The organism is Flavobacterium ginsengiterrae (genome assembly GCF_039539785.1).
In the GTDB taxonomy this organism is placed as follows: Bacteria; Bacteroidota; Bacteroidia; order Flavobacteriales; family Flavobacteriaceae; genus Flavobacterium; species Flavobacterium ginsengiterrae.
Window position 1 is genome coordinate 326,685 of the sequence record NZ_BAABDU010000011.1, and the last position, 21,335, is coordinate 348,019.

Here is a 21,335-nt window from a genome sequence, read left to right on the forward strand (position 1 = left end):
GGATGATTTTTTATTAAAATATAGATTAAAATAAATAGAATGTTATGAAAATAAATTTTTTGAAAACGGCTGGAGTTTTGGCTTTGGCGCTTGTTTTATCAAATTGCGGAAAGAGCAAAAATAATGATCCTCATTTCATAAAAGTGGGTGTGGCTTCGGGACCAGAATTAAAAGTTGCAGAAGCAGCAAAAAAAGTTGCCAAAGAAAAATTTGGATTAGAAGTTGAACTGGTTTCTTTTAACGATTATGTGATTCCAAATGAAGCTTTAAGCCAAGGCGATATCGATGCGAATGCTTTTCAGCATAAACCGTATTTGGATGAACAGTCTAAACAGCGTGGTTACAAATTAGCTATTATTGGTAATACATTTGTTTACCCAATTGCAGGATATTCTAAAAAAATCAAATCGCTTGCTGAACTGCAAAATCAAAGTACAATCATTATTCCAAATGACCCAACAAACGGTGGGCGTTCGTTATTGCTTTTGCAGAAAAACGGTTTATTAAAACTAAAAGAAAATGTGGGTTTATTACCTAAAGTAACAGATATAGTAAGTAATCCTAAAAACCTAAAAATATTAGAATTAGAAGCGCCTCAATTACCTCGTGCATTAGATGATGCAAATGTTTCTATAGCTATTATTAACAATACTTTTGCCTCTGCAGCAGGATTGGTTCCGTCACGCGATGCTTTGTTTGTAGAAGATAAAGATTCGCCTTATGTAAACTTAGTTGTAAGCCGAGAAGACAATAAAAATGAAGAAAAAGTAAAACAGTTTTTACAAGCTTTTCAATCTCCAGAAGTAGAAAAAGCAGCAGAACGCGAATTTAAAGGCGGTGCTGTGAAAGGCTGGTAATTTTTAATAGAGAATTAGAAGTTATGAATTGACTTTTGACCATAAATAACATTGGTTGATAAAGAAAGACAGATGAAAAAATAATCATCTGTCTTTTTTATTGATAGGCATTTTAGGTCTAAATTTATGGCTCCTGGCTTATAACTTTTAGCCTTTTAAACTCATCTTCAATTTCTTTTTGAAGTTCATTTAAATATTCGCTGTCAAAAGGTGCTCCGCAGTCTTCACTGTCTGTGTGATGAACTAATTTATCATTTAAGAAATAATATCGCGTTTCTGTTATTACCGCTTTTTTGAGATCGAAAAACTCTGTGTCGTTATTGCTTTTCATGGCGATAGAGTCATAAAAAACAGGGCGATTGTATTGATAAAACTTGTCAAAAACAAAAGATAATTTTTCGTTTGATAAGTGATATACCGTTATTTTCTGGAAGGTTTCTCCTAAATAATGCGTAGTAATTTTTTCCAGTTTTCCGTTCTTGTAATACAATTTAGCTTCACCGCCTTCGGCAGTATCCATAAGATTTGAGGATTTAATTTCCGCCCATTTTTTTATGGAATTAATTCGTTTAGAATTTTCAAGAACGGGTTCTAAACGCTGTTTTAAATCATCATTTAAATAAATGGTATCATGAGAAGCATTTTCGGCTGACAATTTTGAATTGAAAGCCGAATTGCAACTTACAAGCATCAGCATCATGATAATAATAAAAAGGTATTTCAAAATGCTTTTCATGATGTATGTGTTTTAGAATTTTTTGTACTCAACGCCATGTTTATCGGCATAAGGCAAAAGAAGATTCATTACATTCTTGTATTTTTTGTCCAGTTCGACGCCTTTGGTATCGTCAAGTTTTCTGGCTGCGAGATCAATTTCTTCATCGGATTTTCCGTCATCGATCATTTTTGCAATTTTAGGAAAATCATCATTTTGAACTTTCTGTGCATATTCAAACATGTCGATGGCCGCTTCGATAATAGGTTTGGTTTCATCGGTTTTATCAAGCGCATTAATTTTCTTGATATCTTCTTTAAAAGTGGCGCCATAGTAAAAATTAACGGCTTCTACACAAGTCGATGAGCGCATTGTTTTTTTGTCATCGGCAAGTGTCTGTAGAGATCCGTTGGCTTTCATTTGTCGGTATTCTTTAAAAACGCGTTCAAAGCTCGAAGGAATTTTATTGGCATTTAATCCAATAAGCTGAAAAACTCTGTCCGGCGAATTATCAGTAAAAAAACTACATGAAAAAAATAGGGTTGATATAAATAATAAGGCGAATATTTTGTGAATTTTCATATATAAATAATTAAAGTTAAACGCTTTGAACAGAGTCGATCATGTTGTAAATTACAGCTAAAATATGGTTTTCATATTGGGCTTGTTTTTGATCGCTTTTTTTGCCGGAACTAAAGTTTTCACTAATAAAATAACTTTTAATAAATTGACTTTTTTTAGCGCCTAAACTGTAATGCCAGCTTCCCATTTCGGAACTTACAAAGATAACTGCTTCATTTAATTTCATAATTTTTTTATTAGAAAAGAAAGGAACCATTCTGTAAATCGAATTGTTTTGGCGGTCAAAGGTGTAACGAATTCCCGCACGGACATAAATATCATACAAACTGTGCAGAATTCCGTAGGCAGATAAAACAAATAGAGAATGATACCAAACTTGATTCAGTATTCTTGCAAACAACGGAAGTGCAATCGCGATAACAACAGTACCGTAGAAAAACCACTGCGATATTTTTTTACGCGGTTTTGCAGGCTCAAACGAAAATGAACTGCTGGTTTCTTTTATATTGTATTTTTCACGAATGTTCATTGCTTAGTAAAATTTCGTCAATTTCGTTAGCTATTTTCTGCATTGATTTACTTGTCATGCCTTGTGCAATTGCGGCTTCTTTTTGTTTTCCGTCTTTTAAATAACAAATAATCAAATAGGTATTGGTCGTTATAAAGTATTGCTTCATTCGAACCAATTTAAAGCTTTGAAAATCTTCAAAAGGAATTTCAACACGTTTACCAATTAATCCCACTTTCACGACAAATTCTTTTTCATCCATGTCAATGAGAACCAGTTTTGACCAGATTGAAATAAAGCAAACAACAGCCAGAATACCAAAAAACCAACTTACTATAGGTTCTTTAATCCGCACGCCAAGAATAGTTAATCCAAGCAATGCCAAACAAACCATCAGTAAAAAAACATAATCACGTTTCATTGTATATTGATTTCCGATTGCTGTAAAATATTTCAAATTGTTCATTTTAATCCGTTTTTTTATTATTCAATTTTTATGCCGTCAATAATAAGCAAATTACAGTAAAAAGAAAAATAAGAACTAGAATAATCTCCGGTAAGCTGATCGCTTAATGCGTCTAATTTGGCTGCTTTAAACTCAATTTTTCTGGTTGGTGTTTTTCCATACGTATCTACCATTGTAATTTGCCCGTCAAGACCATTTTTGCTGCCGGCAACCGCGCGAAGTAAATTAATGTCCTGTTTTTCCATATCAATGTTTAAATAATAACTTCTGTTATCGGTTTTATCTTCAGGATCTTTATAATTGGCTCCTTTGGTAAAAGATATCGTTGCAGAACGCAAAGGAACAGTCAGCATTTTGTTTCCGTCTTTTACAGAAATTTCAATTTTGGTACGTTTTTCATCAATTTGTCCAAACGAAATTTGAGTTAAAAAACAAAAGCAGATTAATAATAATGAAAGTATTTTCTTATTCATAATAAAAGGGATTTTAAAATTATTTTACACTACAAGATTACTTCATGAACAATCTATTAACAATTACAAATTTGTAAACGGAGCATTTAGATTTTTATTTGGTTAATTCTGAAATATATCAGGAATAACGGGCTTTTAAGAGTTTCAATAAGATGTTCTGAGTAAGGATTTTATAGCGTAAAAAGCCTTGTAAATTGTTTGGTTACTCGAATCACAATTTGTACTTTGCCGTCAATTACCGCTAAAGATGTTCCAAAAAAATAGATTTTCTTCTAAAAAATGCACCAAAAAAAGCCTGTTATTTTTCGGGTTATTTTTACTGTTATTTACTTCAAAAATCCAGTCGCAGCATATTTCTCCCGTAGAAAAAATGGCAGCAGAAGGATATGCAAAACGTTTTTCTGATACTGTATCGAGTATCAATATTCAGAAAAAAGCACTTGCTCTTGCTCAAAAAAACAAAAATAAAGGAGATGAAGTAATTTGTTACGCCTATTTAGCGCTTACACAAAGACGTCTGCTTCATTTAAAAGAGTTTATGCATTATGCGGATACTGCTTTTTATTTATCGCAAAATGTAAATAAAATCAGGGTAAAAGCACATGCCTATACTGCAATGGGATGCTTAAAATCGTATATTGATGATAAACCTCAGGCGCTTAATTATCTGCTCGAAGCGTATACATTATTTTCTAAAGCCAATGCCAATGATCAATGTGCAAAAATAGCATCGGATATATCGTATTTATTTTCTCCGGCATCGCCGGAAAAAGTAGAAAAATATGCCAAAGAAGCCATGATTCACGCTCAGAAATCCGGCGATCCGGAAAGTGAATTGTATGCAAGGCTGGCAATGGGCGGTTTTTTGACTGATAATTTAGATGCCAATGGAATGGAAGAATGGCTTAAGGCACTTCATTTTTTTGTAGAAACGGTTTCTCTTGCAGAAAAAAATGCAGATAAAATTGTGAGCAAAAGCAACATAGGGATTGCTTATTTAAATCTCGCCGATTTATATACAAAAGGTCCAAAACCAATTGATGAGAAAGCTTTTTTACTTAATTTGGAAAAAGCTACCGCAATTGCCAAAAAGTACAATATCAAGATTATTTATCGCAGTGCCATAGGCCTTAAAGGTTTTTATTTAACCCAAAAAGGTGATTATGCAAAAGCAGAACTTTTGTTTATAGAAGGAATTAATTATCAAAAAAGCCTTCCGTATACAGATAATTATCTTTTTGCTGCTTTTTACAAAAGTTTAAAAGATGTGGCCATAAAAAGAAAGGATTATCAGGCTTATTATGGTTACGACACGCTTTTTGATAAATACACACAATTAAAATACAAAGAATCAACGCAGTCACAGCTTCAAAATGCTGACGCAAGGTACGAATCTGCTAAAAAAGCCGAAAGAATAAAACAGCTTGAATTTGAAAAAGAACTGGAACAAAAAAATAAATTACTGGGTTACGGAATTGCTGGTGTTTTATTAATTGGACTTGTATTTATGTTTCGTTCTTATCATTACCGCCAGCGTTATTATCAAAACAGAGAAGATTTTCTACAGCAGGAACAAGCCAACAATGAGCTTAAAATGCAGTTAATGGAAAAAGAAACCATTGAAAATCTTGCCGCAAGATTATCTCTCGAAAGAAGATTACTGCGTTCGCAGATGGATCCGCATTTTATTTTTAATGCATTGGGAAATATTCAAAGCATGATTTTACAAAAAGATACGCTTCCGGCAGTTTCCTATTTAAACAAGTTTGCCAAACTTACCAGACAGGTTTTAGAACAATCACGCAAAGAAACTATTTCTCTTGATGAAGAAATAAGCACTTTAAAAAATTATATAGAACTGCAGCAGCTTCGCTTAAACAATGGTTTTGATTACGTAATTGAATGTGATGAAAATGTAGAAACCGATGTTTTGATTCCGCCTTTACTCATTCAGCCGTTTATAGAAAATGCGGTTGAACACGGGTTAAAGCCTCAGGAAAACAGCGTAAGAGGCTTGATCGAAATTTATTTTAAAGAAGATGAAACCCAGCAAAGCTTAATTTGTACAATTAAAGATAACGGAATAGGCTTAGCGGCTTCAAGAAAATTAAAAATAAACGATACACATCAGTCACTTTCGACAACTATTACAGACGAAAGATTGTCTAAAATGCAGAGAGAAAATCCAAATGCAGGTTTTACCGTTACAGAAAGAGACGGCGAAACAGACGGTAATGGCTGTATAGTAATTATAAATATTCCCATTTTAATATGATTTATAAAACGATAATTATTGAAGACGAACATCGATTAAGAGAAGCTTTGTCGATTATGCTCGAAATGGTTTCAGGCGATTCTGTACAGATTGTGGGATATGCCGAAAGTGTTGATGAAGCAGTAAAAATGATTGACAGGCTGAAACCTGATTTGGTTTTTATGGATATTATGCTCAAAAACGGAACTGGTTTTGATGTTTTACAACAGATTTCATTTAATGCTTTTCATCTTATTTTTACAACGGCTTATGAACAGCACGCGATTAATGCGTTTAAATACAGTGCAATTGATTATTTATTGAAACCCGTAGATCCGCAGGAATTAAAAACTGCGATTGACCGTATTGCTGTTTTAGAAGAAAGAGTTTTGGAAAAACAACAGATTACAGAACTGCACACAAATCTATCTAAAACGCCGGACAGAATCGTTCTGCCAACTCAGGAAGCGATGTATGTCGTAAAACTGGAACAAATTCTGCGATGCGAAACTTCGGGATCTTATACGACTTTCTTTTTAACCGACGGCCGAAAAATAATGGTTTCAAAACCTTTAAAGAATTATGAAGATATTTTGCTTCAGCCTATGTTTTTCAGGGTTCATCAATCGCATTTAATAAATGTAAATTCAATTTTGAGTTATTCCAGAGAAGGAATGGTGCATATGAACGACAAATCGGTTGTGCCTATTTCCAGAGGAAAAAAAGAACAGTTTTTTAAATTAATGAAAGATGAAATTTAATTGTTGATAGTTCCTGACAGTTTATATATTCAATTTATTCAAATACCAATCAAAAGCTACCATTGACAAAGTAAAGGTTTTGGAGCTTTGTTATTGTGTCTACTTTTGACCTGTAACAAATAATTAAACCATGAATAATAAAACTTTATCAATCCTGAGCTATGTAACAATCATTGGCTGGATTATAGCTTTTGTACAAAGCAAAGATGCATCACCAAAAAGTGATCTTGTAACGTATCACCTTAAACAAGGTTTCGGAATTTTTCTATTTTCATTAATTGTCAATATTGCACTTTCAGTAGTAGTAATGACCGTGCCTTCGCTTTATTTCTTAAGCTACATTGGTTACGTAATTTTTATTTTATGGATTTTCGGAATCATAAATGCGGCTAATGAACAAAAGAAACCAATTCCGGTAATAGGACAGTTGTTTGAAAATAAATTTGGTTTTATAAACTAAGATTTATTTTGCCTATTAAGATGTTTTTTATTTTTTTGGTCAGCATTTTTACTAATTCATTTCACGTCAAAAACGTGAAATAATACTAAAAAACTTACATTTATAAAATTTAACTTGTAATTTTTGATTATCGAATATGTTTTTTAGAGGGTTTAAATGCTGTAGATAATTTTGAATTTGATTATTTTATTAAAAAGAGGCTGGTGTTTTTCAGCCTCTTTTTTTGTTTTTAATTGTTTGATTATACATTGTAAAATAATAGTTTACACGATGTTTAACGAATTATAGTTATATTTTTTAGCTGCATAAAATTTTAAATTTTAACATTTGATAGTTGCTGTTTTGTAATATTTATTATTTTTTACTATAAATTGTTAAATTTTTTATTCTTTTCGTTTTAACAAATCTTTTCTCAACATACAGATTTTAATCCTATATTTGTTAATAAACAAATCTAAATTTAACCCAAATGCAAAACAACGTACTAGGTGTTTTAAAAGAGCACGAAAACAAATTATTAACGATATGGTCTCAAATTCTCTTAGACAGCGGATCTGGTGATGGAGCTATGGAAGAAGAAGAGTCAAAAGAATTTGCTTCGCTTTTTTTAAGTGCGTTGGCTAACTCTGATGAAAAATATCAGGATTCTCAGGAATTTGAAAAAGTTGAAGATCTAATTGTTGGAATCGCATCTTCAAGAGGAAAACGCGGTTTTTCACCAAGAGAAAATGCACAATATCTGATTTCGTTTAAAGAGGCAGCTTCGCAGATTCTTTCAGAATTAATTACAGATCCTGCACTGCTATATGATGCGAATTTAAAATTCAATACAATTTTAGATAATATGATGATTATGACATTTGAATCTTTCATGAAAGGAAGAGAAGATGTTATATCAAGACAAGTTGATGAAATCAGCGAAATTTCTACACCGGTTATTACCGTTTGGGATGGTATTGTTGCTTTGCCTATTATTGGTACTTTAGATAGTTCAAGAACACAAACTGTAATGGAAAATCTTTTACAGCAAATTGTAGATACAGGAAGCTCAATCGCAATTCTGGATATTTCCGGAGTTCCGGCTGTAGATTCGCTTGTAGCACAGCATCTTATTAAAACAGTAAGTGCAACACGTTTAATGGGAGCAGAATGCATCATTAGCGGTATTCGTCCGGAAATTGCACAAACAGTAGTACATTTAGGAATAGATCTTACCGGAATTACGACAAAAGCATCGCTTGCCAGTGCACTGCAGACTGCTTTTGATATGTTGCAGCTGACTGTTGTGAAAAAAAGAAAAATTGTAGATTAAGATTTTATTATTGATATGGAAAGAATTCCTATACTAAAAATGGGGGATTTTTTGCTTGTTACGATACAAGTAGATTTATACGACCAGCTGGCAGAAAACCTCGAATCAGATTTAATAAATACGATAAGTAAACATAGTTCAAAAGGTGTATTAATTGATATTTCGGCAGTTTCGATAATAGATTCGTTTATGGGGCGAATTTTAGGAAACATTGCAGTAATGTCAAAAATAATGGATGCACAAACCGTAGTTGTTGGTATGCAGCCTGCTGTTGCCATTACGCTGGTAGAACTGGGGCTGTCCTTAAACGGAGTTATAAGCGCCCTGAATGTTGAAAAAGGTATGGATCTGCTGCGCTCAAAAATGCACTATAGTGATAACGAAGAGCAGGAGTATGACGACGATAACGAATAGTAAAGAAGAAGCCCTGATCATAAGAGAACAGGATGTAGTGCCATTACGCAATCGTGTAAAAGAATACGGTGTTAAAATTGGCATGAGCATTCTAAACCAAACCAAATTAATTACTGCTACCAGCGAGCTCGTTCGTAATCTTTTAAAATACGGCGGAGGCGGCAAAGTTATCATCGAATCTGTAAATAACGGACGCGAAAATGGCGTACGCGTAACTTTTATTGATAATGGTCCCGGAATAGCCGATATATCTCTGGCCATGCAAGACGGATACAGTACAGGAAAAAGTTTAGGTTTAGGACTGCCCGGAACAAAAAGACTTGTCAACGAATTTGACATTAAATCAGAACTTGGAAACGGAACAACCGTTACTATAACAAAATGGAAAAATGGATAATACGTTTTCCACCTACAAAATTGACGACCGAAGTCTAATTGCTTTTATAAAAAGAGAAATACACAATCTCGCACTTCAATTAGGATTTACTCCGCACAGAGCTGGTGAAACAGATATTATTGTAGCCGAATTAACTTCAAACCTTATTAAATATGCTAATGGGGGCGAACTCTTGTATCGTGCCCATTTAGATGGCGACTATAATGCAATCGAAATTTACTGCCTTGACAAAGGAGTAGGTTTTGATAATGTAGCCAAAATCATGAACGATGGTTATTCATCAACCAATACACTTGGTCATGGGTTAGGATCTATTAAAAGACTCAGTAATGAGTTTCAAATTTATTCCATAAAAAACTGGGGATGTGTACAATATGTTAGAATCACTGAAAAACCAGACGTTATTTCACCCGTTGTACAAAAAGGACTTAATTTCTCTACAATTGCTGTTAATTACCCAGGTGAAAAAGTTTGCGGAGATGGGTATTATATAAAACAAACCTCAAAAGGATTTCAGATATTTGTTGGTGATGGATTAGGACACGGTGAAAGTGCGCATGAAGCGGTTCAATTAGCGATTAAAGCTTTTAAACAGACTATTGAGTCTGATCCTGTGGCTGTTCTTAGGGATATCCATACAAAAGTTAAAAAGAGCAGAGGACTGGTAGCCACAATTGCATCTGTAGATTATAAAACAGAAGTTTGGAATATATGTGGCATAGGTAATATTAATACCCGTATTTACAATGGTCTGGAAAATAAAACCTATACGCCGTATAATGGTATTATAGGTCATAACATTCCACGAACGCTAAATAATACAATAGTGCCTTACAAAAAACATCAAATTATAATTATGCACAGTGATGGACTGCGTACAAGATGGAATTTAAATGAGCTTACTTCAATTGTAAAGCAAAGTCCGGGTATAATTGCATCATCATTATATAAAGAAAATATTAGAGGTACAGACGACGCTACGATTTTGGTAGGTAAAATAATGTAAGGAAATGAAAGAAATCATAAAGATAAATCTTGACAATGAAATGGACTTAATTTTAGCCCACAAACGATGCATGAAAATTGCTGAAATGTGTGGTATGCAGTCCTCTTTTCAAACAAGATTTTCTACTGCGGTTTCTGAAGTTGCCCGATGCTCTATTGCAAAAGGAAAAGATTCCCTGCTTGTATTAGGCATAAATATTATTAAAGCCACTCAAAAAGAAATTACAGCTATTATTACAGATGCTGTAGATTTAAAAAACTGCAATCCTGAAGCTTTTAATTATGCATCCAAAATTTCCGGAAATATCGAATACAGCTTTTTTGATAATCAATCAACAACAAAAATATCACAAACTGTACCATCGCCGGGACTTTTGTCTGAAACGAAGATAAAAACACTCATTGACTACTTTAAATTTGAACCGCCTTTATCGCCGTATGATGAAATCAGGAAAAAAAATATTGAACTGATTGCACTTTCGGAAAAACTTGCCGAAAGCGAAAATAAATACAAACAGCTTGCTAATTCTATTCCCGTTTTAATTTGTGTAATAAATGAGCGAAGCAATGTTTTATTAGCCAATGAATCGCTGGAAAGTTATTTAGAAGTACCTTTATTGGTATTCGACAGAAAAAATCTGAGTAATTTTATTCATACAAATGATATTGACAATGTTCTTGAAGGATGGAGCAAAGCAAAATCAAACCGTTCTGATTTTACTGCCGAAGTAAGAATTAGAAAAGACACACAATATATCTGGCATTTAGTTTCGATAATTCCAAATAAAGCAGAAGACGGGACATTTAACAGCTGGCTTGTTTATTTTGTTGATATCAATGCGCAGAAAATGATGGTTGAAACGCTGAAAGATAACACAGAACTAAAAGTGATTCAGCGCGAATTAGAAAATGCCAACCAAAAACTGGTTTTTAAAAATAAAGAATTAGAGCAGTTTGCTTACATCGCCAGTCATGATTTGCAGGAACCGCTCAGGAAAATTATGATTATGCTTTCGCGTGCCGGCGAACATTTAAGCGAAGATCAAAAGAAGGAATATTATTTTGACCGAATTACTTTAGCCGCCGGAAGATTATCAAATCTCATTACGGATGTCTTAAATTATTCGAGAATTGATAATAGAAATCAGGAGTTTAAAGAAGTAGATTTAAATGATGTTATTTCTGAAATTTTAGGTGATTTAAGCTTGGTTATAGAAGAAAAAAATGCCATTATAAACATCGATCCGTTACCTAAAGTTTTTGGACTTGATACACAGTTACGTCAATTGTTTTATAATTTGGTAAACAATGCACTGAAGTTTAATACCAAACAGCCTGCTGTAACAATTTCAGCCACGGAAAATCCGGATAATAAACGATTGGCTAATGTCGATAATTATCATGTTATTTCGATTTCAGATAACGGTATCGGAATGGACAGTCAATATTCAGGAAGAATTTTCGATATGTTCCAGCGTTTGCATGAACGCGACAAATACGGAGGAAACGGTATTGGTCTTGCTTTATGCCGAAGAATTATAGAAAACCACGACGGAATTATTGATTTTACGAGTAAACCTGGAGAAGGAACTATTTTTTGGATTTACCTTCCTAAAAAATAAAAATTCAATCGAATATTTTACAAATAAAAAAACTGCCTTTGAAGTTTCGGTTTCAAAGGCAGTTTTATTTGTTGTTATAACTTCAAGGTTTCTATTTCTGATAAGTCATTATTGAATTTTACAAAAGCGGCAGGAAATCCGGTTTTAATTTTTCCAATTTTGTTTTCCATGCCAATTGCAGTGGCTACTCTTGAAGAAGCCATTTTTAAAGCTTCATCTGCCGAAACGTTTAAATGGTTGTGAGCATTTTGCACCGCTTCGAGCATAGAAATAGTGGCACCTGCCAGATTTCCGTCTTCATTTCGGTAAAAGCCGTTTTCTAAATGAGCATCAAAATTATCCCATTTAAAATTTTCAACTTTTCGGCCCAAAAACGTAGCATCGCTTATTAAAAAGAATTTATCCTGTTTAAGCTTATATGCAATTTTTGCAGCTGCGTAATCGCAATGCGCTCCGTCTAAAATTATAGGAGCAAATACATTTTCATTTTCAAAAACAGCGCCTACTAATCCCGGTTCGCGGTGTCCAAACTGAGTCATGGCATTAAATAGATGCGTTACCAGATTAATTCCCTTAGAAAAATAATGTTGTGCTTCTTTATAACCCATTGTAGAATGTCCCGCCGAAATAATAATACCACTTTCAAGCAGCATATTCAATTGCTCTTCAGTAAAACATTCTGGAGCAATCGTAATTACCTTTATAATATCTTTTCCGTATTTGATAATTTCTTCAAGTTCAGCATTAGTCGGTTTTCGAACCTGATCAATACTGTGAGCACCTCGTTTTAAAGGATTTAAAAACGGGCCTTCCAAATGCATTCCAATCACACCGTTTTGATGTTTTTGAGTATAGTTTTTAACCGCTTCAATTCCTTCAAGTATGGTTTCTTTAGAAGAAGAAATTAAACAAGGCAAAACATGAGTTGTTCCATATTTAAGACTCGAATCATAAATATCCTGAATAGTTTCTTCATTTGGAGTCTGGCTGAAATAATGTTTTTCGCCGCCGTTGATTTGTATATCTATAAACCCTGCCGCAATATGTTTTCCTTGTAAATCGATCTTTTCAATATCAATTGGAATTTCTTTTTGTACAGAAACAATAATTCCGTTTTCAACTATAATAACTCCATTATCAATTATTTCATCACCAGTATGTACGATGGCATTCACAACAGCCTGTTTCATTATATTTCTCTTTGCTTTTTATTTTTTTCTAAAGATAGAAATCGAAACGATATTTTTATTTAAAAATTCTCTGTTTCGTTAAAGAATTTTAATAAATCAAATGTTAACAATAGGCGAAACATGGGAAATATGTAAATTTAAACTGTAATTATTTCGATAAAATCACCGCAGGCATAGTAACTTGAGCTTTCAAATAACAATGCACAAATGATGAAAAAATTACGAATATCATTAATTAATATACACGGACTTTTAAAAGGTTCAGGTCTTGAGATAGGAAGAGATGCTGATAATGGCGGACAAACCAAATATGTATATGAACTGGCAGAGTTTTTATCGCAGCATGAAGATGTAGAACATGTACATTTATTTACAAGATTGATTGATGATCCTGCACTTTCGCCGGAATACGCAGTTCCAATTGAAAAAATTAATGAAAAACTAGATATACGCCGAATTCCGTTTTTAGGAAAAAAATACAAAGCAAAAGAACAATTGTGGGAAGGGCTGGATACTTTTGTAAGCGGAGTTATGCAGCACATAAAAACTCATAACATTTTTCCGGACTGGATTCACTCGCATTATGGCGATGCCGGCTACGTAGCGGCAGAATTATCGGCAGTATTAAACATACCTTTTGCTCACACCGGACATTCACTTGGATTTTATAAAAAGAAAAAATTACTGGAAAGCGGTCTCAGCGAAGAAGAAGCAGAAAAACGATTTAAGTTTAAAGAAAGAATCGCCGCAGAAGAAAAAACATTAGAATTATCTGAATTTATTGTGACTTCCACAGAGCAGGAAATTGAAACCTACAAAGCCTACAAAAACTTTGAATTAGGAAAATACCACGCGATTTCTCCCGGAATTGATACCCGAAAATTTGCTCCGTATTATTTTCAGGAAACTGATATGGATAAACAAATGGAAGAAACACAGCGTAAATACTGGGTTTCTGAAACCATTTCTAAATTTCTTACCAATCCGCATAAACCCTTTATTCTCGCACTTTCACGACCAGACCGTCATAAAAATCTTCATACGCTTATTGATGTGTATGGAAAAGACAAAGAACTGCAGAGCATTGCCAATCTTGTCATTTTTGCCGGAATTCGAAAAGATATTGCCAAGATGCCCGAATCTGAAAAAGACGTTCTGACTGATTTACTGCTTTTGATGGATAAATACGATTTGTACGGAAAAATGGCAATTCCTAAAAAACACGATGTCGAAAACGAAGTTTCGATTATTTACCGTTATGCAGCCGAAAAAAGAGGTGTTTTTGTGAATCTTGCGCTGCATGAAAATTTCGGTTTAACCGTAATAGAATCAGCAAGTTCCGGACTTCCGGTTGTGGTTACTAAAAACGGAGGACCATCTGAAATTATTCCGGTCTGTCAAAACGGAGAACTGGTTGATCCTCAAAACGAAAGCCAGATAAAAAAAGCACTTCGAAATATTTTGACGGATGAAAATCAATGGAAATATTATTCTAATAACGGCGCCATCAACATTCAAAAATATTACAGCTGGCTGAGTCATGTCAATCAATACATTGACTTGGTTAAAGAGAATCTGTCGGTTTCATCTGGTGCGGGAATTAAAAAACAGCATTATCCTAATATTAACGTAGGTCGCTTAAAAAGAAAAATCGATCATTTGCTGGTTTCAGATATTGACGGAACTTTAATTGAACCCAAATTCGATAATCCAGGGCTTCATGATTTAAAAACACATCTTATAAACCGAACCGAAAAAATGGCTTTTGCCATGGCTTCGGGCAGAAATTTAGAGCTTGTGAAAAAGGTAATCGACGAGGAACAATTTCCGCTTCCGGATTTTATAATCTGTTCTGTGGGGACTGAGATTTATTATACCAACGGCACAGATTATATTCTTGATAAAGGATGGGCTAAATTCCTTTCGGGAAGATGGAAAAGAGACGATATCGTAAATCGTTTAAAAGAAGTAAAATGGATAAAAGCTCAGGAAGATAATGCCCAGAATCCTTATAAGATTTCCTATTATTATGAAAAAGAACAGTATGACCATGATGAACTAATCAGGGTTTTGGGGCCAAACTGGTACAAAGTGAATATTATACCAAGTCACGGACAATTTTTGGATTTTATTCCTAAAAGAGCTTCAAAAGGAAATGCCATTAAGTTTTTGTGCCGCAAATGGGCCATTCCGCTTATAAATGTAATTGCTGCAGGAGATTCCGGAAATGATATTGATATGTTCAGAGGGCCCGTAAAAGGCATTATTGTAGGGAACAGAAGCGCAGAACTGGCAGAATATGAAACTACAAAAAGTATTTACGTAGCCAAAACCTTTGCATCAGAAGGTATTTTAGAAGGATTAAAACACTATAAAATAATTAAATAAATAATAAAATGTATTCAGGATCAGGATTTAACAACTGGGAAATAGGAGACGTTGATATATTTATTGATGAAAACGGAATTCATCATTTATTTCATTTAATCATTCCTAATCACGATTATATTGCACACGCGGTATCAAAAGACGGACTTTCATGGAAAAGAGTTAAAAATGCGCTTTGGGTAGGAGAGCCCGGCGAATGGGACGATGATATGCTCTGGACCATGCATGTAAGTAAAAAATCAGACGGGAAAGGTTATGAAATGTATTATACAGGACTCAAACGTCAGGACAAAGGAATTGAACAAAAAGTTGGAAGAGCAGTTTCTAAAGATTTAATTATCTGGAAAAAAGAAAACTTACACGGACTGCCGTTTAAAAGTGAAGCACCGCATTATGAAAGTCCATCAAATAATCCCAGAGAATGGATTAGTTTTCGCGACCCTTTTAAATACAATTATGAAGGAGAAGATTATTTGCTTATTTGTGCCCGAAGCGCTTCGGGGCCAACGTACAGACGCGGCTGTATAGGTGTTGCCAAACTCGAAAAAGAAGGTTTCGTGCTTCAAAAACCACTTCACATTCCGTATGTGTATGATGATGTAGAATGTCCGTGTGTGTTCGAAATAAAAGGAACACATTATTTACTGGGATCTATACGTGAAGACATTAAAGTCAGATATTGGTCGGCTCCTAATTTTAGAGCAGAATATTGTGCTTTTCACAATAACGTTTTACTGCCGCAAGGAAATTACGCCGCAAGAGTGGTGAAGGACGGAGAACATTTCCTGCTTTATAATTTTTATTTTGCCGATGGAAATGTAAACACACACCGTGTTATTCCGCCGCCAAAAGAACTTGATATTGATAAAAGCGGAAGGCTTTTGCTTAAAACGTACCATCATTGGGAAAATCTGTATCAAAAAACCATTTTACAGAAAGATCTTCCTCAGCCAATGCCCGTTCTGGGAAATCCAACAGCCGAGTTTGAAATCGAAAATGAAAACAAATGGAGGTTTGGATGCCGAAGCGGTTATGAAATTTACTGTTTCGAAAAGCCTTCAATGGATTTTGTCTGGGAAGGCACACTATCTGTAGAAGGAATGGGAAAGACCGGATTTGTAATTGAATGTGATAAAGAAGGAACCGGATATTATATTTCTATAGATTTTATGAACGGTTTTGTGCAATTTAGAGCCTGGGGTTTTAACGAAAAAGATGTTAAGAATAATTTCATTTTTGAAAACATACAAACCAATCAATTTGAAATTCATGAAAAGAAAGAAATCTATTTTAAAATAATACGCTACGGAAATTATTATGAACTTTCCATCAATGAAATTGTAAAACTTACATTGCTTGATTTTAAATACAGCGAAGGAAAAATTGGGGTTTATGTTTGTTCTGCCGTAGTTGCTGTAACTGATTCTAAAATCCATAAAATTCCGGAACCTGAAAATGAATACGCAGCATCTGACCCAGATAAATATCTAAAAGATTATATGCGGATTACGCAGATTCCAAACTGATTTAAAATAGAAAAACGCCCAAATAACTTTGGGCGTTTTTTGTTTTTATTACTGAATTTTAAAAATACCTTATTCTGATACAATAATAACTTTTAGCGGCTAAAAATCTGGATTTGTAAATATATGTTTACAAAAGTGTTAATTATTAAAACAGGTTTTTATGACAAGATTTTCTGAACAGGTTAAAATAACTATAGATGATTTTACAAAAACAGTTATTTATTATGACCTGCAAATTACCCAAAAAATGATGGATCATCATCATTTCTCTTTTGTCTGGCAGCATACAGCTGAAACAATAATTAATCCCGTAAATCAGGCGGCCGCAATTCGAAGATATCAGGGAAGAGAAGTTATTTTTACTTTTAAAAGTCTTACCGGTATACAGTTAATGGCCAAAGGAATTATTACAAATCTTAATTCTGATGCAACTCATGGAGATCCTGCTCTTCGGGTAGAAGGAATCAGTCATACCATACTGCTGGATGACCTGAAAAAAGCCAGAACTTTTCTAGATAACAGTCTGCAGGAAATAGCACTTCAAATATTTGCCGATGAAACAGCAGGCGAATTTTACCAGAGACAAGCCATCGTGCCAACGTATACCAAAATTTTTGATTACAAAGCACAATACAACGAAACAAGTTTTAATTTTTTAAAACGTCTTTCAGCACGTTACGGACAATGGTTTTATTTTGACGGAATGCGTATGCAGTTCGGTCAGCTTAAAAACAGTAAAGTAAAACTCATTAACGAATCTTCACTTCATAAATTTGGCATTCAAACGCATTTAGCCTCACATAAAATATCTTTTGGGGCATACGATCCTGATAATGCCAAACAGATTGTAAATTCTCAGTCCAAAACTAATCAGGGTAGTGCTGATAGTTTTTCAAAAGTAGTTTTAGACAGACAGGCTTCTGTGGCACAGCCTCAATTATATGTAGCGGCATATACCAATCAGGTCAAAAATGCATCTGAAATAGAAGAAATGGTGAAACTACAGACGGCTGGAAGAGATGCAAATAGTGTTTTTTACACCGGAGTTTCTTATCTGCCTATTGGTGTTGGGCAGATTTTTACCATTCAAAACCAAACTGTCGAACACGAACTTGTCGCTGTGGAAGTAATACATCGTTCTGAACTTCACGGAAATTATAACTGCGAATTTAAAGCCATTCCTGCCGATGTTTCCGCTCCTTATTATACTAATGTTGAAGTTTTTGCAAAAGCTGACTGCCAGCCCGCAATTGTAACAGACAATAATGATCCCGAAGCATTAGGACGTGTAAAAGTCAGTTTTTATTGGGGAGCAGGAAGTACAAAAACTGAATGGATGCGGGTAATTCAGCATTTTGCAGGACACAATAGAGGAGCATACTGGATACCGGAAATAGGCGATGAAGTATTGGTAAGTTTTGAAAATGGCAATGTAGACTTTCCTTATGTTTCCGGTTCGCATTATAACGGACAGGCAAAACCTGAGTTTTTTGATAGTAAAAACAATACAAAAGGCTGGAAACTCCGTTTTGGTCAGCTCTTAAAATTCATAGAAAAAATAGGGATTTGGCTTTCTGACCCAAGCGGTAATGAAATTCATCTGGATGAAAAAGGCAAAAATCTTAATGTAACAAGTCCCGAGACTGTTACAATACGTGCTAAAAATATTGTACTTGAAGCTGAAGAAAGTATTACATTTTCTGCGGGAACACATATTACTGAATCTGCCGGTTTAAACAAATCGACAAATGTTGGCGGGGTTTTAAGTACTTATGTTGGAGGAGATTTTAATACCGTTGTAGAAGGTAAATATAGTGAACATATTAAAGGGAATTTGGAATCTACAACTGAAAATGATAGACATGATAACAGTAAAGATGGTTTGAATCATAATACTGAAGGCAGTATAAATAAAAATGCTCAAAAACAAATAAAATATAACAGCAGCGAAGACACAACACAAAATTAATTATGAGTAGAATAAGAATTGTTGAAGGAACAATAACAATAAATACCAAAGGAGATCATTATATGTATTCTGAAGGAAATATTGTTTTTAATGCCGGTGGTTCCATTAATGAAACTGCCGAAAGCTATATTTATAGTGATAAACCTCTTAAAGCACCTGAACATTTTCTAGAAAAAAAAGACGTCGATTTTATTGTTTACCCAAGAGTTTGGTTGGATAATCCTATGATGATGAATTATAATCTTGATTGGGATAGAAATAAAGACGAAAGCTTCAATATACGTTCAAAAAAACATTTTGAAATATTTGATAATTGTATCCGTGGGAAAGATATTTTTACATCTTTTTATGAGAAAGCTAAAATTCAAATAAAGAATAAAGACTATTCACCGCCTTTTTTAAGAATGTTCAAGAACCATGATATTGTAACGGGACATGATGTTATCTTGAGTTTATTTGTTGTCTTCGAAGATGTTAAGAAGTTTGTCAATGGGAAAATTTTATTAGAGTATGATAACTCGGTTTTTGATGTAGGTTTTACTGATGATGGTAAAACAATTAATAATAGAGAATTTTTAATTGAAAAAAAATATTTTAAAGAAGATTATTATACTTTAAATGATTATGCAGAAGAAAGAAAGACAAAATATGAGGTAATTGTAACAAATAATGAAGAAAAACTTTTAGTTATTAACAAACTTATTATTAAATGCAACCAAAATTTTAAAAAAGATCAGCAAATTACATTTTTAAATAGCAATAAAGAAGTTGTTGGAATGTTAATAGTTAAACCAAATAATTCATTTATTTTTTCAAAAAGAAAATTTAAATACATTAAAATTAAAAGAAAATCATCAAGTATTCAAGATTTACAACAAATTAAAGAAAATATTTTAAATACTTACATACAGGATGAAAATGGAAAAGAAATAAGATTAGAAAATGAAAATTCATTTTTGCAAAAATTTACTGAAAGAATGATTACAACCTATTTTAGCAAAATAGGTATTAGTTTTGTAAAAAATTTAACGCTTGATGAAATAGAAATTGATGAAGCTAAATTAATTGAAAAGCAAATAATTTCTAATTCAGCTGTTTTAAAAGGATCAGAATACTTAGATGCTGTTCAAAAACAATATTTTACTGAGCACAAGATTACCGATGAAGAGCTAAAAGAAAACATTTTTATATTTATAAGCCCTATTGCTGAGCCTTCAAAAGATAATAGTAATGAAAAAGCGGGAGCATTTGTAATATATGAAGATGTATATGTCTTTTCTTCGATGATCTATAATTTTCAAGCTGATACTATCCTGCATGAAATAGGACATGAAATGGGACTAAAACATCCTTTTGAAATATCACCTTACAACATAGAATCTAAACAGTACTATTTAAATCAGTTAAAAAGTAACAAAGGAATTAACGAGCAAAATATTTTTAAAGTTGAAGAATGGAAGAAAGATTATAATACTCGAAAATCAACAGGTTATCCTTTTAAATTTGGCGATAAAACTATAAAAGATAAAACTAAATGGAGAACAGTCATAGAAGAAAAAGAATTAGAATACAGTAGAGAGCAAAAGGATTTAGAAAACAAGATAATTTCTACACAAAATTTAATACTTTTTTTTACTAAGATAGAAGAATATCATAAAATATATTTTACTAAACGGGCTACTGATACGATTATGGATTATTCTGATAAATATGGATTTTTTGATTATCAATTTGATATAATAAATAAGCTCAATGAAGAATTTAAACATATATAATTTATTGACCATGGTTTTAAGTTTATTTTTTTTTAATTGTCAGATTAAAAAAAATACAAACTATAATTATGCAGGATATTCTGGAATTAGACAAATTGAGTCAGATTTGAAGAAAGCATTAAAAGACAAAAAAACTGCCATTTATAATTATCCAAATTTAGGCACATCATTTTTTTTAAAAAAAGGAAAAATAAATGGAGTATTTGAGATTATAATTAATAATGATACTATTTACTATTGTAATTTCAAAAATAATAAACCCTGTGGATACTATGTTTTCAAGACTATTCATCCAAAAAACATTAATTATTATAATAGAATTTTACCATTAAAACCCAATATAGATTTTGGATTTGGTTCAGGATTTTTTAATTCACAACATGAAAAAGACGGTTTTTGGAGAGAGAATAATCAGCCTTGCGAGCAAGAAGGGATTTATATTAAAGGTAAAAAAGAGGGTATTTGGAAAGAGAATTGTTTTAATGATATAGGCGGTTATACAATTTATAAAAATGTTACTTATAAAAATGATACAATTGTTAGTTCTACAGAGAAGTAATTTATATATTTTTTCTAAAGCATTAAACGGTCTTGTCTTGAAATAGGTTTACATAAAAGTGTAAAAATATAGAAATCTAATCGTTTTAACTGGTTTGACAGA

At 33.1% G+C, this 21,335-nt stretch carries 20 protein-coding genes; 14 read left to right on the forward strand and 6 right to left on the reverse strand.

All coding sequences use genetic code 11. The features are described from left to right. Positions 1–44 precede the first annotated feature (44 nt). On the forward strand, positions 45–857 hold the full coding sequence (gene metQ / locus ABD859_RS23905) for a methionine ABC transporter substrate-binding lipoprotein MetQ (protein WP_345147381.1): 813 nt from the start codon (positions 45–47) through the stop codon (positions 855–857). 124 nt (positions 858–981) lie between these two features. Here metQ and ABD859_RS23910 read toward each other — a convergent pair whose 3' ends face one another. Genes ABD859_RS23910 through ABD859_RS23930 form a run of 5 tightly spaced genes read right to left on the reverse strand, consistent with a single transcriptional unit; the run spans position 982 to position 3,601 of the window. Next, complete coding sequence (locus tag ABD859_RS23910; protein WP_345147382.1) at positions 982–1,593, reverse strand: hypothetical protein; 612 nt, start codon at positions 1,591–1,593, stop codon at positions 982–984. 12 nt (positions 1,594–1,605) lie between these two features. Further along, positions 1,606–2,154 carry a hypothetical protein gene (locus ABD859_RS23915; protein WP_345147384.1) on the reverse strand — a complete coding sequence of 183 codons (549 nt, stop codon included), beginning with the start codon at positions 2,152–2,154 and terminating at the stop codon, positions 1,606–1,608. Positions 2,155–2,170: 16 nt separating this feature from the next. After that, complete coding sequence (locus ABD859_RS23920; RefSeq protein ID WP_345147385.1) at positions 2,171–2,683, reverse strand: hypothetical protein; 513 nt, start codon at positions 2,681–2,683, stop codon at positions 2,171–2,173. After that, positions 2,670–3,128, reverse strand: a complete 459-nt coding sequence (locus ABD859_RS23925; RefSeq protein WP_345147386.1) for a hypothetical protein — start codon at positions 3,126–3,128, stop codon at positions 2,670–2,672. Before ABD859_RS23925 ends, ABD859_RS23920 begins: the two co-directional genes overlap by 14 nt. Before the next feature lie 17 nt (positions 3,129–3,145). Beyond that, positions 3,146–3,601: a hypothetical protein gene (locus ABD859_RS23930; RefSeq protein ID WP_345147387.1), complete on the reverse strand. Its 456-nt coding sequence runs from the start codon at positions 3,599–3,601 to the stop codon at positions 3,146–3,148. 370 nt (positions 3,602–3,971) lie between these two features. Here ABD859_RS23930 and ABD859_RS23935 point away from each other — a divergent pair, with 370 nt between their 5' ends. From ABD859_RS23935 to ABD859_RS23970, 8 genes are all read left to right on the forward strand, one after another. Next, positions 3,972–5,876, forward strand: coding sequence for a sensor histidine kinase (locus ABD859_RS23935; RefSeq protein WP_345147388.1), 1,905 nt, complete (start codon positions 3,972–3,974; stop codon positions 5,874–5,876). Further along, positions 5,873–6,616, forward strand: coding sequence for a LytR/AlgR family response regulator transcription factor (locus ABD859_RS23940; protein WP_345147389.1), 744 nt, complete (start codon positions 5,873–5,875; stop codon positions 6,614–6,616). The genes ABD859_RS23935 and ABD859_RS23940 overlap by 4 nt, the downstream gene beginning before the upstream one ends. A gap of 130 nt (positions 6,617–6,746) precedes the next feature. Next, positions 6,747–7,076 (forward strand): DUF4870 domain-containing protein, encoded by a 330-nt coding sequence (locus tag ABD859_RS23945; RefSeq protein ID WP_345147390.1) that lies wholly within the window; start codon positions 6,747–6,749, stop codon positions 7,074–7,076. 469 nt (positions 7,077–7,545) lie between these two features. After that, positions 7,546–8,388 carry an STAS domain-containing protein gene (locus tag ABD859_RS23950; RefSeq protein WP_345147391.1) on the forward strand — a complete coding sequence of 281 codons (843 nt, stop codon included), beginning with the start codon at positions 7,546–7,548 and terminating at the stop codon, positions 8,386–8,388. A gap of 15 nt (positions 8,389–8,403) precedes the next feature. After that, positions 8,404–8,802 carry an STAS domain-containing protein gene (locus tag ABD859_RS23955; RefSeq protein WP_345147392.1) on the forward strand — a complete coding sequence of 133 codons (399 nt, stop codon included), beginning with the start codon at positions 8,404–8,406 and terminating at the stop codon, positions 8,800–8,802. Further along, on the forward strand, positions 8,783–9,199 hold the full coding sequence (locus ABD859_RS23960) for an anti-sigma regulatory factor (RefSeq protein ID WP_345147393.1): 417 nt from the start codon (positions 8,783–8,785) through the stop codon (positions 9,197–9,199). Before ABD859_RS23955 ends, ABD859_RS23960 begins: the two co-directional genes overlap by 20 nt. Next, positions 9,192–10,205, forward strand: coding sequence for an ATP-binding protein (locus tag ABD859_RS23965; RefSeq protein ID WP_345147394.1), 1,014 nt, complete (start codon positions 9,192–9,194; stop codon positions 10,203–10,205). The genes ABD859_RS23960 and ABD859_RS23965 overlap by 8 nt, the downstream gene beginning before the upstream one ends. A gap of 4 nt (positions 10,206–10,209) precedes the next feature. Then, complete coding sequence (locus ABD859_RS23970; RefSeq protein ID WP_345147396.1) at positions 10,210–11,826, forward strand: sensor histidine kinase; 1,617 nt, start codon at positions 10,210–10,212, stop codon at positions 11,824–11,826. 74 nt (positions 11,827–11,900) lie between these two features. On the opposite strand, the gene nagA is transcribed toward ABD859_RS23970, so the two are convergent. Beyond that, entirely contained in the window at positions 11,901–13,016 is a 1,116-nt protein-coding gene (nagA, locus tag ABD859_RS23975) for an N-acetylglucosamine-6-phosphate deacetylase (protein ID WP_345147397.1), read from the reverse strand. A 207-nt stretch (positions 13,017–13,223) separates the two neighbouring features. Between nagA and ABD859_RS23980 the strand changes: the two genes are divergently transcribed. The 5 genes from ABD859_RS23980 to ABD859_RS24000 all read left to right on the forward strand — a co-directional run bounded on the left by ABD859_RS23980 (position 13,224) and on the right by ABD859_RS24000 (position 21,233). Continuing rightward, positions 13,224–15,404, forward strand: coding sequence for an HAD-IIB family hydrolase (locus tag ABD859_RS23980; protein WP_345147398.1), 2,181 nt, complete (start codon positions 13,224–13,226; stop codon positions 15,402–15,404). Between the two features lie 8 nt (positions 15,405–15,412). Beyond that, positions 15,413–16,930 (forward strand): glycoside hydrolase family protein, encoded by a 1,518-nt coding sequence (locus ABD859_RS23985; protein WP_345147400.1) that lies wholly within the window; start codon positions 15,413–15,415, stop codon positions 16,928–16,930. Positions 16,931–17,090: 160 nt separating this feature from the next. Next, on the forward strand, positions 17,091–18,899 hold the full coding sequence (locus ABD859_RS23990; RefSeq protein WP_345147401.1) for a type VI secretion system Vgr family protein: 1,809 nt from the start codon (positions 17,091–17,093) through the stop codon (positions 18,897–18,899). Between the two features lie 2 nt (positions 18,900–18,901). Then, on the forward strand, positions 18,902–20,674 hold the full coding sequence (locus tag ABD859_RS23995; protein ID WP_345147402.1) for a zinc metalloprotease: 1,773 nt from the start codon (positions 18,902–18,904) through the stop codon (positions 20,672–20,674). Continuing rightward, on the forward strand, positions 20,652–21,233 hold the full coding sequence (locus ABD859_RS24000; RefSeq protein WP_345147403.1) for a hypothetical protein: 582 nt from the start codon (positions 20,652–20,654) through the stop codon (positions 21,231–21,233). The genes ABD859_RS23995 and ABD859_RS24000 overlap by 23 nt, the downstream gene beginning before the upstream one ends. The last annotated feature ends 102 nt before the right edge of the window (positions 21,234–21,335 follow it).

What these genes read in the sequence shown, in the direction of transcription:
- ABD859_RS23935 (WP_345147388.1), top strand. Translation starts at nt 3,972, where the DNA reads ATGGCAGCAGAAGGATATGCAAAACGTTTTTCTGATACTGTATCGAGT.
- nagA (WP_345147397.1), bottom strand. Translation starts at nt 13,016, where the DNA reads ATGAAACAGGCTGTTGTGAATGCCATCGTACATACTGGTGATGAAATA.
- ABD859_RS23950 (WP_345147391.1), top strand. Translation starts at nt 7,546, where the DNA reads ATGCAAAACAACGTACTAGGTGTTTTAAAAGAGCACGAAAACAAATTA.
- ABD859_RS23915 (WP_345147384.1), bottom strand. Translation starts at nt 2,154, where the DNA reads ATGAAAATTCACAAAATATTCGCCTTATTATTTATATCAACCCTATTT.
- ABD859_RS23980 (WP_345147398.1), top strand. Translation starts at nt 13,224, where the DNA reads ATGATGAAAAAATTACGAATATCATTAATTAATATACACGGACTTTTA.
- ABD859_RS24000 (WP_345147403.1), top strand. Translation starts at nt 20,652, where the DNA reads ATGAAGAATTTAAACATATATAATTTATTGACCATGGTTTTAAGTTTA.
- ABD859_RS23970 (WP_345147396.1), top strand. Translation starts at nt 10,210, where the DNA reads ATGAAAGAAATCATAAAGATAAATCTTGACAATGAAATGGACTTAATT.
- ABD859_RS23945 (WP_345147390.1), top strand. Translation starts at nt 6,747, where the DNA reads ATGAATAATAAAACTTTATCAATCCTGAGCTATGTAACAATCATTGGC.
- ABD859_RS23920 (WP_345147385.1), bottom strand. Translation starts at nt 2,683, where the DNA reads ATGAACATTCGTGAAAAATACAATATAAAAGAAACCAGCAGTTCATTT.
- ABD859_RS23985 (WP_345147400.1), top strand. Translation starts at nt 15,413, where the DNA reads ATGTATTCAGGATCAGGATTTAACAACTGGGAAATAGGAGACGTTGAT.
- ABD859_RS23910 (WP_345147382.1), bottom strand. Translation starts at nt 1,593, where the DNA reads ATGAAAAGCATTTTGAAATACCTTTTTATTATTATCATGATGCTGATG.
- ABD859_RS23930 (WP_345147387.1), bottom strand. Translation starts at nt 3,601, where the DNA reads ATGAATAAGAAAATACTTTCATTATTATTAATCTGCTTTTGTTTTTTA.
- metQ (WP_345147381.1), top strand. Translation starts at nt 45, where the DNA reads ATGAAAATAAATTTTTTGAAAACGGCTGGAGTTTTGGCTTTGGCGCTT.
- ABD859_RS23940 (WP_345147389.1), top strand. Translation starts at nt 5,873, where the DNA reads ATGATTTATAAAACGATAATTATTGAAGACGAACATCGATTAAGAGAA.
- ABD859_RS23960 (WP_345147393.1), top strand. Translation starts at nt 8,783, where the DNA reads ATGACGACGATAACGAATAGTAAAGAAGAAGCCCTGATCATAAGAGAA.
- ABD859_RS23955 (WP_345147392.1), top strand. Translation starts at nt 8,404, where the DNA reads ATGGAAAGAATTCCTATACTAAAAATGGGGGATTTTTTGCTTGTTACG.
- ABD859_RS23965 (WP_345147394.1), top strand. Translation starts at nt 9,192, where the DNA reads ATGGATAATACGTTTTCCACCTACAAAATTGACGACCGAAGTCTAATT.
- ABD859_RS23995 (WP_345147402.1), top strand. Translation starts at nt 18,902, where the DNA reads ATGAGTAGAATAAGAATTGTTGAAGGAACAATAACAATAAATACCAAA.
- ABD859_RS23925 (WP_345147386.1), bottom strand. Translation starts at nt 3,128, where the DNA reads ATGAACAATTTGAAATATTTTACAGCAATCGGAAATCAATATACAATG.
- ABD859_RS23990 (WP_345147401.1), top strand. Translation starts at nt 17,091, where the DNA reads ATGACAAGATTTTCTGAACAGGTTAAAATAACTATAGATGATTTTACA.